The 15,816-nt window shown below is 30.8% G+C and carries 15 protein-coding genes and 2 tRNA genes; 15 read left to right on the top strand and 2 right to left on the bottom strand.

Annotated elements, in window-relative coordinates:
• The first annotated feature begins 56 nt into the window (after positions 1-56).
• From ACI313_RS06640 to ACI313_RS06610, 7 genes are all read left to right on the top strand, one after another.
• Positions 57-1,646 (top strand): peptide chain release factor 3, encoded by a 1,590-nt coding sequence (locus ACI313_RS06640; RefSeq protein WP_320608406.1) that lies wholly within the window; start codon positions 57-59, stop codon positions 1,644-1,646.
• A 104-nt stretch (positions 1,647-1,750) separates the two neighbouring features.
• Positions 1,751-3,643, top strand: a complete 1,893-nt coding sequence (gene htpG / locus ACI313_RS06635; protein ID WP_439755597.1) for a molecular chaperone HtpG — start codon at positions 1,751-1,753, stop codon at positions 3,641-3,643.
• Positions 3,644-3,701: 58 nt separating this feature from the next.
• Positions 3,702-4,709, top strand: coding sequence for a dipeptidase (locus tag ACI313_RS06630; RefSeq protein WP_320608404.1), 1,008 nt, complete (start codon positions 3,702-3,704; stop codon positions 4,707-4,709).
• Entirely contained in the window at positions 4,706-6,034 is a 1,329-nt protein-coding gene (locus ACI313_RS06625) for a TrkH family potassium uptake protein (RefSeq protein ID WP_439755596.1), read from the top strand. The genes ACI313_RS06630 and ACI313_RS06625 overlap by 4 nt, the downstream gene beginning before the upstream one ends.
• 1 nt (position 6,035) lies before the next feature.
• A complete protein-coding gene (locus tag ACI313_RS06620; RefSeq protein ID WP_320608402.1) occupies positions 6,036-6,602 on the top strand; it encodes an NUDIX hydrolase in 567 nt (188 codons plus the stop codon).
• Between the two features lie 52 nt (positions 6,603-6,654).
• On the top strand, positions 6,655-7,347 hold the full coding sequence (gene deoC, locus ACI313_RS06615; RefSeq protein ID WP_320608401.1) for a deoxyribose-phosphate aldolase: 693 nt from the start codon (positions 6,655-6,657) through the stop codon (positions 7,345-7,347).
• Positions 7,344-7,838: an SGNH/GDSL hydrolase family protein gene (locus ACI313_RS06610; protein WP_439755595.1), complete on the top strand. Its 495-nt coding sequence runs from the start codon at positions 7,344-7,346 to the stop codon at positions 7,836-7,838. The genes deoC and ACI313_RS06610 overlap by 4 nt, the downstream gene beginning before the upstream one ends.
• A gap of 17 nt (positions 7,839-7,855) precedes the next feature.
• On the opposite strand, the gene ACI313_RS06605 is transcribed toward ACI313_RS06610, so the two are convergent.
• A tRNA-Leu gene (locus ACI313_RS06605) sits at positions 7,856-7,939 on the bottom strand.
• Positions 7,940-7,980: 41 nt separating this feature from the next.
• Positions 7,981-8,220 carry a hypothetical protein gene (locus tag ACI313_RS06600; protein ID WP_320608399.1) on the bottom strand — a complete coding sequence of 80 codons (240 nt, stop codon included), beginning with the start codon at positions 8,218-8,220 and terminating at the stop codon, positions 7,981-7,983.
• A gap of 101 nt (positions 8,221-8,321) precedes the next feature.
• On the opposite strand from ACI313_RS06600, the gene ACI313_RS06595 reads away from it, so the two are divergent.
• The 8 genes from ACI313_RS06595 (at position 8,322) to ACI313_RS06560 (ending at position 15,771) form a co-directional block, all read left to right on the top strand.
• On the top strand, positions 8,322-9,563 hold the full coding sequence (locus ACI313_RS06595) for a hypothetical protein (protein ID WP_320104462.1): 1,242 nt from the start codon (positions 8,322-8,324) through the stop codon (positions 9,561-9,563).
• Positions 9,564-9,587: 24 nt separating this feature from the next.
• Positions 9,588-9,663 (top strand) — tRNA-Thr (locus ACI313_RS06590).
• A gap of 62 nt (positions 9,664-9,725) precedes the next feature.
• The gene (locus ACI313_RS06585; RefSeq protein WP_320104455.1) at positions 9,726-10,511 is read left to right on the top strand and encodes a glycosyltransferase family 8 protein; all 786 of its coding nucleotides are present in this window, start codon (positions 9,726-9,728) and stop codon (positions 10,509-10,511) included.
• 41 nt (positions 10,512-10,552) lie between these two features.
• Positions 10,553-11,719: an O-antigen ligase family protein gene (locus ACI313_RS06580; RefSeq protein WP_320609054.1), complete on the top strand. Its 1,167-nt coding sequence runs from the start codon at positions 10,553-10,555 to the stop codon at positions 11,717-11,719.
• A gap of 35 nt (positions 11,720-11,754) precedes the next feature.
• Positions 11,755-12,819 carry a M23 family metallopeptidase gene (locus ACI313_RS06575; RefSeq protein ID WP_439755594.1) on the top strand — a complete coding sequence of 355 codons (1,065 nt, stop codon included), beginning with the start codon at positions 11,755-11,757 and terminating at the stop codon, positions 12,817-12,819.
• Positions 12,820-12,821: 2 nt separating this feature from the next.
• Positions 12,822-14,156, top strand: a complete 1,335-nt coding sequence (locus ACI313_RS06570) for an RsmB/NOP family class I SAM-dependent RNA methyltransferase (RefSeq protein ID WP_439755593.1) — start codon at positions 12,822-12,824, stop codon at positions 14,154-14,156.
• Positions 14,143-14,991, top strand: a complete 849-nt coding sequence (locus tag ACI313_RS06565; protein ID WP_320609052.1) for a YitT family protein — start codon at positions 14,143-14,145, stop codon at positions 14,989-14,991. Before ACI313_RS06570 ends, ACI313_RS06565 begins: the two co-directional genes overlap by 14 nt.
• A 114-nt stretch (positions 14,992-15,105) precedes the next feature.
• Positions 15,106-15,771 (top strand): transaldolase family protein, encoded by a 666-nt coding sequence (locus ACI313_RS06560; RefSeq protein ID WP_320609051.1) that lies wholly within the window; start codon positions 15,106-15,108, stop codon positions 15,769-15,771.
• Positions 15,772-15,816: the final 45 nt, after the last annotated feature.

Here is a 15,816-nt window from a genome sequence, read left to right as displayed (position 1 = left end):
AAAAGTATATTCTAAATGACTATTAGATGAGTCAATTAGAATATACCAGGAATACTATGAACTTAGAACAAGAAATTAATAGAAGAAGAACATTTGCGATTATTTCTCACCCGGATGCCGGAAAAACAACTTTAACAGAAAAGTTTCTATTATATGGTGGAGCTATTCAATTAGCTGGGGCCGTAAAAGGAAAGAAAAATTCAAAACATGCTGTAAGTGACTGGATGGAAATTGAAAAACAAAGAGGGATTTCTGTTACTAGCTCCGTTATGCAGTTTGAATACAATAATTATTGTATCAATATTTTGGATACTCCAGGACACCAGGACTTTTCTGAAGATACATATCGTACTTTAATGGCCGCTGATAGTGCGGTTATGGTTATTGATGCGAGTCGAGGAATTGAACCTCAAACACGTAAATTGTTTAAAGTATGTGCGATGAGACACATTCCTATTTTTACTTTTATCAATAAAATGGACCGTGAAGCTAAGAATCCATTTGATTTAATGGAAGAATTAGAAACAGAATTTGGAATTGGTACATATCCGGTTAACTGGCCAATTGGTTCAGGAAATCGTTTTAAAGGGGTATATGATCGTAATAAAAAACATATTTTAGCTTTTGACAACAGTGAAAGAGGAAAACGTAAAGCAGAGAAAATTGAAGTTTCATTAGATGATCCTGAACAATTATATGCTTTATTAGGAGAAGAATTAACGGATCAATTGATTGAAGATGTAGAATTATTAGATGGAGCAAGTTATGAATTTGATTTAGATCAAGTGCATCATGGACAATTAACACCTGTGTTTTTTGGGTCTGCATTAACAAACTTTGGAGTTGAACCATTTCTTCAAAATTTCCTTGAAATGACACCATCACCATTGGCAAGAAAAGCCCAAGATGAAATTGTCGATCCAGTTAATTCAGGATTCAGTGCTTTTGTGTTTAAAATTCAAGCAAATATGAATAAAAACCATCGTGATCGTATTGCGTTTATGAGAATTTGTTCAGGTAAATTTGATAAAGACATGAGCGTATATCATGTTCAAAGAAATAAAACCATGAAATTATCACAACCTCAACAAATGATGGCCCAAGAACGTGAGGTCATTGATGAAGCGTATGCAGGAGATATCATTGGGGTATTTGATCCAGGTATTTTCTCTATTGGAGATACCGTATGTGATCCTAAAATGAAAATTAAATACGACAGCATTCCAACTTTTGCGCCAGAGCATTTTGAATTGGTAATTCAAAAAGATACGTTGAAGCGAAAACAATTCGTAAAGGGTGTTACTCAAATTGCTCAAGAAGGAGCTATTCAAATTTATCAAGAACCTTCTACCGGAGTTGAAAAAGTATATGTTGGAGTTGTTGGTGTGCTTCAATTTGAGGTATTGGAACATCGATTAAAACAAGAATACAATGTTGAAATTGTTAGAGAACCACTTCCTTATCAATATGTTCGTTGGATTCAAAATGAAGAAATTGATATTAAGTCATTAAAAATTTCATTAGATGCGAAGTTGTTACAGGACTTTAGAGGAAATTATTTAATTTTATTTAATAGTATGTATACAATTAAGAGCATAATGGATAGAAATCCAGAATTGATTTTAAGTGAGGTTAATACGAAATAAAAAAACTTAGCACTTATAAGTTGACAGTGCCAAACAGCGGTGATAAAATTAGCACGTAATATAAAAGAGTGCTAATTTTTTTATTTTCAAAGGAGCTGATATATATGGCACAAAAGGAATTTAAGACAGAATCAAAGCGTATTTTAGATTTGATGATTAATTCAATTTATACTCACAAAGAAATTTTCTTACGTGAATTGATTTCAAATGCTTCAGATGCGATTGATAAATATTATTTCACAAATGAAGGACACGTTGATTCAAATGAATTAGGAATTCGAATTGACTTAAATAAAGAAGATCGTACAATTACAATTTCTGATACAGGTATTGGTATGAATGAACAAGATTTAGATGACAATTTAGGAACAATTGCTCAATCTGGTTCATTAGCTTTTAAAGAAGAATTAGAAAAACAAGAAAAGAACGATGAAGATATTGATATCATTGGTCAATTTGGTGTTGGATTCTATTCGGCTTTCATGGTCGCTAAAGAAATTACGGTTACATCTAAGAAAGATGGATTTGATGCATGTCAATGGACAAGTGATGGTGTAAATGGATATGAAATTAATCCAGGTCAAAGAGATACACATGGAACAACAATTGTATTGTCATTAAAAGAGGATACAGACCAAGATGATTATTCTCAATATTTAGAAACTTATAAGATTAAAGATTTAATTAAGAAATATTCAGATTACATTCGTTATCCAATTCACATGTTAGTTGAAACAACAAAAATGAAAGAAGGAACTGAGGATAGTGAAAATCCAGAATATGAAACAATTCAAGAAGATCAAGTCTTAAATTCAATGGTTCCATTATGGAAACGTAATAAATCACAAATTACACAAGAAGAATATAATCAATTTTATAAAGATCATTTCTATGATTACTCTGATCCTTTTAGAACAATTCACTTTAATGTAGAAGGAAACGTAAGCTTTAATGCTTTGTTGTATATTCCAAGTCGAGTTCCACAAGGATTTTATAATGCGGATTATAAACGTGGATTACAATTATATTGCCGTGGTGTATTCATTATGGATCATACTGAAGAATTATTACCAGATTATTTACGCTTTGTGAAAGGGTTAGTTGATTCACAAGATTTATCATTAAACATTTCGCGTGAATTGTTGCAACACGATCATCAATTAAAAGTAATTGCTGGACGTATTGAAAAGAAAATTTTATCTGAATTAACAAATATGTTAACAAAAGAACGTGATCAATATGAAATTTTCTGGAATAACTTTGGTATTAACTTGAAATTTGGTTGCTACAACAATTATGGAAGAGATAAAGATAAGCTACAAGACTTATTATTGTTCCATTCATCAAATGAAAATAAATTAGTAACTTTAAATGAATATGTACAACGTATGAAAGAAGACCAAAAAGATATTTATTATGTATCGGGTACAGATTTAGAGTTAATGGATAAATTGCCAGTTGTACAAACACTAAAATCAAAAGGATATGAAGTTTTATATTTAACAGAAAACGTTGATGAATTCGTAATGCAATCATTAATGAATTATCGCGAAAAAGGATTTAAGAACGCAGCTCAAGGTGACTTAGACTTAGATTCTGATGAAGAAAAAGAAGCATTAAATAAAACTTCAGAAGAAAATAAAGAATTATTAGACTTTATGAAAGAAAGTTTACCAGAAGTATCAGAAGTTCGTTTATCTTCTCGATTGATTGATGATCCAGTATGTTTAAGTGCAGGTGAAGGTGTGTCATTTGAAATGGAACGTGTATTTAACAATATGCCAGACAATCCTATGCCAATTAAAGCAGAACGTATTTTGGAAATTAATCCAAATCATCCAATTTTCGAAAAATTAAAGAGTTTATATGAAACAGACAAAGATAAAGTTAAAGAAGTGGCTGATGTATTATATAGCCAAGCTTGTTTAATTGAAGGATTTGCGATTAGTGATCCAATTTCATATTCAAGAAAAATCTGTGAATTATTAGTAAAATAGAGTTCAGCAATTGAACTCTTTTTTTTTAATGCTACAATGTATGACGAGGAGAATTTATATGAAAGTTTTAGATATGCATTGTGATACGATTCTATCTTTACTTGATTCAGAAGATCGTCACGAAAATGTTTCACTTTATAAAAATAAATGTTCAATTGATATTGAAAAAATGAAGAAAGGAAATTATCTTCTTCAAAATTTTGCTTTATTCACAGATCAAAAGAAAAATGAAATAGCAGAACACGAAACGATGCGATTATATGATATGTATTGTCGAATGCTTGAACAAAATAGTCAATACATTGCACCTGTATATTGTTATGAAGATATTTTAAAAAATGAAAAAGAAGGTAAAATTTCATCTTTATTAACACTTGAAGATGGTGGTGTTGTTTTTAATGATTTAGCAATGCTAAGAAATTATTATCGTATGGGTGTTCGTATGATTGCCTTAACATGGAATTATGAAAATGGAATTGGATATCCTAATTTATTGATGAACCCTGATTTTTTAGATTCGAATGTACCTAATTTACTTCAAAGAGTAGACAGTGTTAATGGATTAACGCCATTTGGAATGGAATATATAGCTGAAATGGAAAAACTAGGAATGATTATTGATGTTTCACATTTAAATGATGCGGGATTCTGGGATGTATACGATCATACTACTAAACCATTCGTCGCATCTCATTCCAATGCACGAGCTATGTGTCCGGTTGCTCGTAATTTATCAGATGATATGATTTTAGCTTTGAAAGAAAGAGGAGGAGTAATGGGATTGAATTTCTGTGGTGATTTCCTTGAACTTCATGATAAACCTAATGGACCAAGTCGAATTGAAGCTATGGTAGACCAAATTAAATATATTAAAGATTTAGCTGGAATTGATGTTATCGCTTTAGGAACAGATTTTGACGGCATCAATTGTGAATGTGAAATTGGGGATGCATCGCAAATGCCATTACTAGAACAAGCGCTATACGATGCGAATTTTACTAACGAAGAAGTTGAAAAGATATTTTACAAAAATGCTCTTCGTGTTTATTCAGAGGTTTTAAAATGAGTAAATTGCTAAAATTTAAGAAGTCGCTGACAGCTTCAAGAATCATTATTTTTGGATTTCTTTTTGTGATTTTAACAGGAACGCTGTTATTGATGCTTCCTATTTCTTCAACAAACGGTGTTTCATTTCTGGATGCACTATTTACTGCTACAAGTGCAACATGTGTTACTGGATTGGTAGTTAATAATACAGCAACGGCATGGACAATGTTTGGACACTTTGTCATCATGTGCTTGATTCAAATTGGTGGTATGGGAGTTATCACATTGGCTATATTAATTGGGATTGTATCTGGCAAAAAAATAGGAATTACCTCACGTTCTTTAATGCAAGAATCTGTATCGGCTCCATATGTAGGTGGAATTATTCGATATTCTAAATTTTTTGTGAAAGGTATCTTTGTGATTGAATTCATTGGAATGATCCTACTTTGTTTTCAGTTTATTCCTGATTATGGTGTTTTAAAAGGAATATGGTATGCTCTTTTCCATTCTGTATCGGCTTTCTGTAATGCGGGGTTTGATATAATTTCTACACCTAATACGCCTTCTTCATTAAGCATGTATGCATACAATCCATTAATAAACATTGTGATTTGTTTGTTAATTATAATTGGTGGAATTGGCTTTATCACATGGAGAGATTTTCAAAGTCATAAGTTTAAATTTTCAAAATATTCGTTACAATCAAAACTTGTTTTAACGACAACAGCGATATTATTGGTTGCTCCTTTTTTATTTTTCTTTTTCCATGAATTTAAAGATTTAACAGTTGGACAACGATTTTGGGTTTCCATGTTTCAATCTGTAACGCTTCGTACAGCAGGATTTAATACTGTCGACTTTAATGGAATGAGTGAAGCGAGTCGTTTGATTATGATCATTATGATGCTTATTGGAGGGGCAACAGGCTCGACTGCTGGAGGAATGAAAGTCACAACATTTTCAATCGTTGTTTTAGCTAGTTTTGCGATTTTCTTTAAACGACATGATGTTACCGTCTTTAAACGTCGTATTATTGATGAAATTGTACTAAATGCTCTTGCGATTTTTATGATGTATTTATTTTTATTTTTAACAGGTGGAATCGCAATCAGTGTTATTGAAAATTTACCAATATTAGATTGCCTGTTTGAAAGTGCATCGGCTGTGGGTACTGTTGGTTTGTCAATGGGAATTACAGCTTCTTTATCAAGTGCAAGTCATATTATTTTGATTATTTTGATGTATTTAGGAAGAGTAGGAGGATTAACTTTCATTTATGCGACAGTTTCAAAAGTTAAATCATATTCTAAGCTTCCACAAGAAAAGGTAACTGTTGGTTAATATGGATTTAGTAAGTGAATTATCGCTTTATGAGCCGTACAATGAACAAGAACAAAAAGACAAGAAAATTATATTGTCTTGTTTAAAAAATCAAAATGATATTTTTTATAGAACAAATGAATTGTGTCATATTACTAGCAGTGCCTGGGTTGTGAATGAACATAGGAATAAAGTTTTAATGGCTTATCACAATATTTATGATTCATGGGCATGGCTAGGTGGTCATAACGATGGCAATGAAAATTGTCTAGAAGTCGCAATTAAAGAAGTTAAAGAAGAAAGTGGATTGAAATCGGTTGAACCCTTAAGAAATGAAATATTTTCTATTGAGGTACTAACAGTTGATGGACATTTAAAAAATAATCAATATGTTTCTAGTCACCTTCATTTAAATATAACTTATTTACTACAAGCAAGTGAATCGCAAAAACTTCAGTGTAATCCTTGTGAGAATAAAGATGTGCGATGGTTTTCTTTAGAAGATGTTTTGACTTGTTCAAATGAACAATGGATGATCGAGCGTGTTTATACTAAATTAAATAATAAATTGAGAATCATAAATCAATAGATGTGATTCTCTTTTTTTGTGATATGATGACAATATAAAGTGAGGAAAACATATGAAAGCACAAGATATGAGTCAAGAACAATTGGCTCGCTATATTGACTATAGTGTATTGAAACCTGAATATACACTCGATGAAATTTATGATTTGTGTAAAAAAGGAGTTGAATTAGGCGTTGCACAAATTTGTATCAATCCAGCTTATATGGATTTATGTGCACCGCTAGTGAAAGGAACAAAAACTAAACTAGGACCAACGTGTGATTTTCCATTTGGGACAAGTTCGCTTGCTTCTAAGGTTGCTCAAGCAAAAATCGTATTAGAATATGAAGATGTGGGAGAAGTGGATATGGTTTGCAATTATGGGTTAATACGATCTGGTAAATATGATCAAGTCACAAAAGAAATTCAAGCTGTAGCAGATGTATGTCACAAAAAGAATAAAGAATTAAAAGTGATCATTGAAACAGATGCACTAACTGAACAAGAAATTCGCAAGGCATGTCATGCCGTTATAAATGGAAATGCCGATTGGATTAAGACAAGTACAGGCTTTTTAACGGGGCATGAAAATGTTGGAGCTACGAATGAAGTAATTCAAATAATGATGGATGAAGTTCAAGGAAAAATTAAAGTGAAAGGAAGCGGTTGTATTCGAACACGCGAGCATTTTTTAGAATTAATTGACCTGGGAATACAACGATTAGGTGTGAATTGCGTTTCTGTACCTAAAATTTTAAATTTATGAAATATATTATAATAGGAGATTCCAATACATATAGATTTGATCCATCGGATTATTTAGGAAGAAGATATGCTAAAGTTTGGACAGATTACTTAAATATCGAAGGATGTACTTTTGAAAATGCAGGCGTAAATGGGCAACGCGTTTTTGATATCGTAAATTTCATTCCAAATGCATATGATTCCGTATTTATAATGCTAGGAACTAATGATATTTTACAAAATTTTAGTGTCAGTACAATCATAAAAGAAATGAAAGATTTTTTGTCAAATGTGAATGGGAAAGCAGTAATTATTTGTCCTGTAATTATTGAAATGAAAGAATTTAAAGAAAAATGCATTGCATTAAATGATCTATATCAGAAATTGGGAGTACCTTGTATTCCAAGTATAAAAGTAGATATGGCATATGATGGTATTCATTTCAGTCAAAAGGGGCATGAACAATTTGGAATATATATAAATGAGGAAATAAAAAAGCTCTTACATAAGTAAGAGCTAATTTTTTTAAATGGTCCGGGTGACAGGACTCGAACCTGCACGCTTTAGGCACTAGATCCTAAGTCTAGCGTGTCTGCCAATTTCACCACACCCGGATGCCTAATAATTATATCACAAATTAAAAGGGATGCAAGCATTAATGTAAAATTGTTGGTGCACAAATCATTTCGATTTCATCTTCAAGATATTCTTGCAGCTTCTTTAGCAAATCAGAAGTGATTTCGACACCTTCAATTGTTTTAGGTAGACTATTTGGATCTACTACAAATTCAACACGAGGAATGGCAGGTAGTTCACTTCCATGTTCTTGTGCAATTTTTTCAATTTGTTTTATGATTGGCTCAGCCAATTCTTTAATTAATTCATCTTCAGTCATGCTTAAATTATAGTTAAAAAACAAATTGTTTTCAATAATTAAGCACTATCCCTTCAAATTTTTTTATTTTTTTGTATAATATATTCTAAGGGGGAATCAAAGTGAAAAGAGCTGGAAGAAAAAAGCAAGAATATGAAGAAATAGATGATTTCGCCAAAGCACTACTTGATAAGAAGACCGAAATGGCTATATATAAAGATTTAGAAGAAGATGCGAGTCCTAAACCAATGTCGGAATTGGAACGATTAAAAAAAGAAGAAACAATGTCATCAGCATTGGACATGCTTCGTAAAGAGCGAGGACAAAAAACAATTCAAGAAGAAGAAAAAGAGTATTCTTTAAAAGAAGAATTAGACAAAACATTGGATCCAAAATTAACGGAAAATTTGTTTAAAAAAGATGAGGATGCTTCTTTAAAGGCAGTTCAAGATATTTTGAATTCAGATGTAAATAATCAAGTTGAAGAAAAAATAAAAGAACAGGAAGAACCTGAAAAAGAAGAAGTTGTAAAACAAGATGAAGATAAACCAAAAGAAAAAAAGAAAAGTAGAATTTCAAAAACAACCAAAATCATTATGTGTTTAGTTGTTTTAGGTGTTTGTCTGATGGGAGGATATGCTTATAAAATTTATGTATATGATCCTCAAAATGTTGCTTCCCAAGAACAAATTGATGCCTATAATCGTTTAGTAGATTATGCTGATGAATTTGATATGATGTCTGATTCAGAAAAACTTGAGTTGCTTGATATGCAAGATGATTATGATGGGTTATTAGATAAACAAAAAGATGAATTGAATGCTTATTTTAAAGATAAAGACCATGTTGGAAAAACATATACAAGTTTGATTTCTGAACTTGAAAAGTTAAAACAAGAATTAGAAGATGAATCGAATGAGGGATACCAGTCTTTAAAAGCATATTTAGAAGCATGGGACAGTTACAGTGATGAACAAAAATTAGGTGTTATCAACTATAAAGCAACATATGATGATTTAAATTCTGTTCTTCAAAAGAAAATTGATGATGTTGCTCGTACTTATTGTACAAAATCATATACTTCATTGTATTCAGAATACTTCGAAATCTTAAAACAAAGAAATGAAGCTCAAATTGCTTCTTTACAAGAACAATTAGATAGTGAAAAGGCAAATCTTCAAGAATTGGAAACATATGCAGATTCATTAGAATCTGATTTGGCATATGCGAAAACAAATAATTTGGATGTAGCTGATATCCAAAGTCAAATTGATACGAATAATAGTGTGATTACGCAAACGCAACAAACAATTAATTCATTGCAATCACAGATTGATTCGTTAAAAGCTCAAATTCAAGAATAAGGATTGTATGATACAATCCTTTATGCCGACTTAGCACAGTTGGTAGTGCAACGCACTCGTAACGCGTAGGTCGTAGGTTCAAGTCCTATAGTCGGCACCATTGTTTATAAACCAATGAATATATCATTGGTTTTTTTATTATAGTTATGTTAAAATTGATACATGAATATATTATTGTCAATAAATGAAAAGTTTTTATCTTTAACAAAAAATTGTATTTCTTCCATGATTCGTTTTGATGAAGATTTTGATTTTTATATTTTACACCATGATATTTCTTTAGAAAGTCAACAAGATATGATGGCAACATTTCCAAACCAACGTTTTCATTTTATTTATGTGGATGAATCAACATTTTCATCGTTTCCTATATCGAATCGTTATCCATTAGAAATTTATTATCGCTTATTTGCCTCTGATTTATTGCCTCAGGATCTTGATCGAATTTTATATATGGATGTTGACATTGTTGTAATTCAGTCTTTAAAAGAATTATATGATACGGATTTTGAGGGAAATGCGTATTGTGCTTGTACCCATGTGGATGTAATGATGACAAAAATCAATTCTAAACGATTAAAAATGGAAGAAACAAATCCATATATTAATACTGGTGTTTTGTTAATGAATTTAGAAATGTTACGAAAGATTGTAAATAGGGAACATATTTTATCATTCGTTGAACAAAATAAAAATAGAATGATTTTATTTGATCAAGATGTATTAAGTGCTTTATATGGAGATAAAACAAAGTTATTGGATTATCGTTATTATAATTTAAGTGATCGCATGGTGAATGTGTATAATATGAAGCATCCAACCGAAAAAATTGATTTAGATTGGATACGTGAACATAGTGTTATTATCCATTATTGCGGTAGAAATAAACCTTGGTCAGATCGTTATAAAGGAAATTTAGGAATATTTTATAAAGAATTAATGGATTAATTGTCTCTTTTGTGTTAAAACTCCAATAAGGGGTTTTTTTTATGTTACATTTTAAAAGTAGATTTTCTTCATTAAGTGAAGAAGAAAAATTAATTTTTGTCAGTTTCTTTTTACTTTTTATGAATATTTTTATTCATGCTATTTGTATAGTGGGAATTGTTATATACGCATATCGAAAAAAAGAATTAAAAGCTGATGTTAAAAAAATGCCAGGTGCTAAGTATTTGTTATTGCTTACTGCACTTTCTTTTGTTGTAAGTGTTTTCTACAAAAATTTATATGGAATTGGAATAGCTATAGGTTTATTCTTTGTGTTTTTATATATTTCTTTTGTACGTCAGCATTTAAATAAAAACTTATTTGGGTTAATTATTGAAATGATGATTTGGATGTCTTTGTTTATTAATTTAGTCGGATTAGCACAATTTTGGAATATCTCGCGAATAAATGATTATTCATTCTTTACTTTTCATATATTTAATTCTCCGAAAAGAAGGATTTCATCAACATTTTTAAATGCGAATTATTATGCAATGATGTTAGAGTTTTTGATTACTTGTTGTATGTTCAGATTTGTGCAAGTAAAAAAATGGAAAGAAAAGGCAATCTATGTAGTTATAGGATTATTTGATTTTTTTATGTTGTATTTAACGGGATGTAGAGCAGCTCTTCTTCCATTTGTCGTGATGGTACCTGTATTTCTTTTCTTTTCAAAAGAATATAAATGGTCTATTTTATCTATTATTTGTATAGTGCTTGCCATTGGCATTATAATTTATGATCCATCTTTGATTCCAAGAGTAGATGATTTAAAAACAGTGGGTTCTCGTTTTAAAATATGGTCATGTGCCTGGATGGCAATTAAAGACCATCCTATTTTTGGGCTAGGTCCATTTGGTTATTCAGTTGCTTATAAAATATATAACGGACACGTAGCACCTCATGCTCATAATATATATATCGATTCTGTGTTGTCATATGGAATTGTGGGAGTCATTTTAATTGGTTTGGCTATTAAACAAATAGGAAAAGATTGTTTGCGATTATATAAATGGAAAGAAAATGAAGAATATTTTGCGCTTTGCGTTGCGACAATTATAATTGTTTTGATTCATGGAATAATGGATGTCACATTAATGAATTTATGTACGGGAGTATTTATTCTGTTGATGATGAATTTAAGTGTTTTAAAAGAAGAAAATGTTTGATAAAATGAATTAGGCAGACAGTAGAAAGAACAGTTATGAAATGCATTCTATGTGTTTGTCTTTTTTTGTCTTCAATTGTAAGTCCACAAGCTAAAACACTACATGAACAATATCTTAAAATTCAAGAAGACTTAAAAAAACTAAAAAAAGAAGAAATAAAATATGTTGATAGTCTAAAGTGGAATGAAGAAACACTTGATCTGCTTGAACAAAAATTTGATGGATATAAAATTTATTTAAACATGATGCAATGTGATGTGGAAGTGGAAATTGAATCCTTGGATGATGACTATGACTTATATGTTTCGCTATCTAAAAAGAATAAAAAATATAAAAAAGAAATTGAAAGTATACGAGCTAAAATACAACACAATAAAGAACAATTGGATTTGATTGAACAAAAACAACTTGAATTGTTCATTAATAACGATGATTTAGAACTAAATGATCAAGGTAATCCTAATGATCAAGCAAAAATTCAAGGGAATAAGAATTTGCCTGTTTTTGGCTCTATTCAAAACACGGTAGACTCTAAATATGCTTGTTTGACATATAAAGAAATAGAAAGCACAAGTACCTATTTTGAACATCCTCTTCCCAATAGTAGAGTGAGTGCAGGAACATGGGCCTATCCGAATGGTAAGATGCATCTAGGAATTGATTTTGCCTGTGATATGTATTCTAAAGTATTTGCACCGGCAAATGGCTTGGTTTTATATGCGGATGCTCCTGTTAAAGATGATAATGGATATATAGGTAATATGTGTGGTTGGCCATATGGAGGAGGAAATACCATATGTATGGTTGTATCGGTAAATAATCAATTATATGGTATATCTTTTAATCATTTATCAAGTCAAATTTATGTTGTAGCAGGTCAATTAGTATCTCAAAACGATGTTATTGCTTTGAGTGGCAATAGTGGGAATTCTTCAGGACCTCATTGTCATATTGAATGTTTTGAATTAAACTGTACGTTAGAACAAATTGTTGTTTATTTTCAACAAACTGCTGATTTTTCTTTTGGGACAGGTTGGAGTGAACCGGCTACTTGTTCTCAATATGCTTGTCGTATTCAACCGGAAACTATATGGGGGTAATTATGAATTTATTTCTTGAACGAATCGCAAATTATATTCCTGATGAAATGAATGAATTTATGGAATCTTTGAATCGCAAAATGTATCAAGGACTTCGTATTAATTTAAAAAAAATTAATCAAGATGATTTTGAAAGTCGTTTTTCACTGATTGATAAACCATCTTTATTTTGTAAAGAAGGATATTATGTTTCACGAAATTTAGGAAATCATCCATATCATATTTGTGGTCTATATTATCTACAAGAGCCTAGTGCAATGGGTGTTGTTGAAGCTTTAGATGTACAACCTGATGATATTGTTTTAGATTTATGTGCCGCTCCGGGAGGAAAAAGTACCCAAATTGCTTCTAAATTAAAAGATGGCTTTTTGATATCGAATGAAATTGATAAAAAGAGATGTCAAATTTTATTATCTAACATGGAACGAATGGGAATTATGAATATGGCCATTACTAATTCATCGGTTGATAAAATTGCTGTAGAATTTCCGAATTGCTTTGATAAAGTTGTTGTTGATGCACCTTGTTCAGGTGAAGGAATGATGAAAAAACATAATTTGGCTAAGGAAGAATGGTCGGTTGAAAATATTGAATACTGTGCAGCTCGTCAAAAAGAAATTTTAAATGAAGCATATAAAGTATTAAAAAAAGATGGAATTTTAGTGTATTCAACTTGTACATATGCCAAAGAAGAAAATGAAGATGTTATTGCTTGGTTTTTAAAAGAACATGAAGATTTAGAATTAATGGATATTAATCTTTCTTTTGGTAGAAGTGGACTATCTATGGAAGAGTTTGATAGTACAAAAGTGCGTCGTATTTTTCCAATGGATAAAGGGGAAGGACATTTTATTGCCAAGATTCGTAAAACACAAGGAAGTTCTAATTCGCTACCAACGATAAAAAACAATAAAATTGACGATATTTCTAAAAAATTTTTAAAGGATCAGTTATATGAATTGTATCCTTATTACAATGTGATTGATGGTTCTCTATATTGTATGAATCGAGAATTTGTGAAATTTAAAAAAGTAAAATGCATTCGTCAAGGACTATATTGTGGTGACTTGATAAAAAATCGTTTTGAGCCTTCGCATGCTTTTTATATGACATACGATTTTAAAAATTTAAAACATAAAGTAGACGTGACATTTGACCAAATGAATGTTTTTATGCATGGCAATGTGATTCAATGTCCATGCGATAGAGGATATACTGCGGTATGTTATGATGGATTTCCGTTTGGTTTTGGCAAAAGTGATGGAAATGTAATTAAAAATAAAATTCCTAAAGGATTACGATTGATGGAGGGCTCTTCTTTATATGGAAAAGAATGAAATTTATAAATATGCGCAATTGGTTTTTGGAAGTATATTGTTTGCGTTAAGTGTTAATATGTTTGTAACACCTAACAGCATTAATACAGGGGGGATAGTAGGGATTGCTCAGTTATTTGATTATTATATTCCTCATAGTGCTTCGTTTGATTTAACAGGAATTATGAATGCGATTTTAAATATTCCTCTTTTTATACTAGCAGTTCGAACGATTTCAAAGCGGTTTTGTATTAAAACCTTGATAAGTGTTATGGTGCAAACTTTGACTTTATCACTTCTTCCTAAAGTGGCTTCTCCAGTAATGGAAGATTTATTGTCGAATTGTTTAATTGGAGCAATTATGGGAGGAATTGGAATTGGCTTTTGTTTAAGAAGCTCAGGATGTGCTGGAGGAATGGATATTCTAGGTGTGTATTTTTCCAAAACAAGACCAGGTTTTTCTGTAGGAAAGCTTTCTATTATGTTGAATGCAGTATTGTTTACGTTCTGCGCTTTTGAATGGAGTTTGGAAAGTAGTTTGTATTCCATTATTTATGTTGCGGTTATGTATTTTGTATGTGATCGAATTCATTATCAAAATATAAATATTGCGGCAACAATTTTTACTAAAAAAGAAGAACTAAAACAAGAAATTATGAGTCGCACGGGTCGTGGTGTCACTTATTGGAATGGAAAAGGAGCTTATACAGATAGTGATTTATTTGTGTTAGTAACTTGTTTAAATAAATATGAAATTCGTACGTTAAAGAAAATTATTGAAGAAGTGGATCCCGATGCTTTTGTGATTTTAAATGAAGGTTCAAATATTTCTGGTGGATTTGAAAAAAGACTATAATTGAAATTTATTGTATTTTATTGTTTTGCGCTTTATGTGATAAAAAATAATAAAACGATATTGTACTTAATATTGCTTTATGATATATTTTAGATGCAATCAGGAGGAACCAAAATGAAACTAGTTATTGACTCATCAGATATCGGAAAAATTAAAGAGCTTAATGAATTATTAAATGTAGCCGGAGTAACTACAAACCCAACAATCATTACTAAATCAGGTCGCCCAGCAGAAGATGTGATTCATGATTTAATTGAAGTTTTAAATGAAGATCAATTGATTTTTATTCAAGTTGTGAAAACAGACTTTGATGGCATTATGGAAGAAGCAAAATATATCAATTCTTTAAGAGAAAAGAATATGGTTGTTAAGATTCCAGTAACTCATGAAGGATTAAAAGCCATTAAAGAATGCAAAAAACTTGGAATTAAAACTTTGGCAACTGCTATTTATACAGCTAATCAAGGTTTTATGGCAGCTTTAAATGGAGCTGATTATTTAGCACCTTATGTAAATCGTATGGAAAACTTTGGTGATGGAATTGGTCAAGTTTGTGATTTATTAGATATGTTACGTTTAAATAACTTACCAACAGAAGTTGTAGCAGCTAGCTTTAAAAATACTCGTCAAGTTCATGAATTATTCAAAGCGGGAATTCAAAGTGTAACTGTTCCAGTAGATGTAGCTTTCAATTTAATTGATCATCCTGCTACAGAAAACGCCGTAGATACTTTCTCAAAAGATTGGGAAAAAGCCTATGGTCGTAATTCATTAGTATAGAAATAATAAATAATATTAAACCACTTACTTTTAAAAGTAAGTGGC

Source organism: Floccifex sp., from assembly GCF_051873495.1.
Lineage (GTDB): Bacteria > Bacillota_I > Bacilli_A > Erysipelotrichales > Erysipelotrichaceae > Floccifex.
The sequence above is the reverse complement of the archived record's forward strand: the minus strand, read 5'-3'. Positions and strand labels throughout refer to the sequence as shown.

Excerpts from the sequence above, each read along its gene's own strand:
- ACI313_RS06630 (WP_320608404.1), top strand. The coding sequence starts at position 3,702 with ATGAAAGTTTTAGATATGCATTGTGATACGATTCTATCTTTACTTGAT.
- ACI313_RS06570 (WP_439755593.1), top strand. The coding sequence starts at position 12,822 with ATGAATTTATTTCTTGAACGAATCGCAAATTATATTCCTGATGAAATG.
- ACI313_RS06580 (WP_320609054.1), top strand. The coding sequence starts at position 10,553 with ATGTTACATTTTAAAAGTAGATTTTCTTCATTAAGTGAAGAAGAAAAA.
- htpG (WP_439755597.1), top strand. The coding sequence starts at position 1,751 with ATGGCACAAAAGGAATTTAAGACAGAATCAAAGCGTATTTTAGATTTG.
- deoC (WP_320608401.1), top strand. The coding sequence starts at position 6,655 with ATGAAAGCACAAGATATGAGTCAAGAACAATTGGCTCGCTATATTGAC.
- ACI313_RS06575 (WP_439755594.1), top strand. The coding sequence starts at position 11,755 with ATGAAATGCATTCTATGTGTTTGTCTTTTTTTGTCTTCAATTGTAAGT.
- ACI313_RS06560 (WP_320609051.1), top strand. The coding sequence starts at position 15,106 with ATGAAACTAGTTATTGACTCATCAGATATCGGAAAAATTAAAGAGCTT.
- ACI313_RS06640 (WP_320608406.1), top strand. The coding sequence starts at position 57 with ATGAACTTAGAACAAGAAATTAATAGAAGAAGAACATTTGCGATTATT.
- ACI313_RS06600 (WP_320608399.1), bottom strand. The coding sequence starts at position 8,220 with ATGACTGAAGATGAATTAATTAAAGAATTGGCTGAGCCAATCATAAAA.
- ACI313_RS06625 (WP_439755596.1), top strand. The coding sequence starts at position 4,706 with ATGAGTAAATTGCTAAAATTTAAGAAGTCGCTGACAGCTTCAAGAATC.
- ACI313_RS06610 (WP_439755595.1), top strand. The coding sequence starts at position 7,344 with ATGAAATATATTATAATAGGAGATTCCAATACATATAGATTTGATCCA.
- ACI313_RS06565 (WP_320609052.1), top strand. The coding sequence starts at position 14,143 with ATGGAAAAGAATGAAATTTATAAATATGCGCAATTGGTTTTTGGAAGT.
- ACI313_RS06585 (WP_320104455.1), top strand. The coding sequence starts at position 9,726 with ATGAATATATTATTGTCAATAAATGAAAAGTTTTTATCTTTAACAAAA.
- ACI313_RS06620 (WP_320608402.1), top strand. The coding sequence starts at position 6,036 with ATGGATTTAGTAAGTGAATTATCGCTTTATGAGCCGTACAATGAACAA.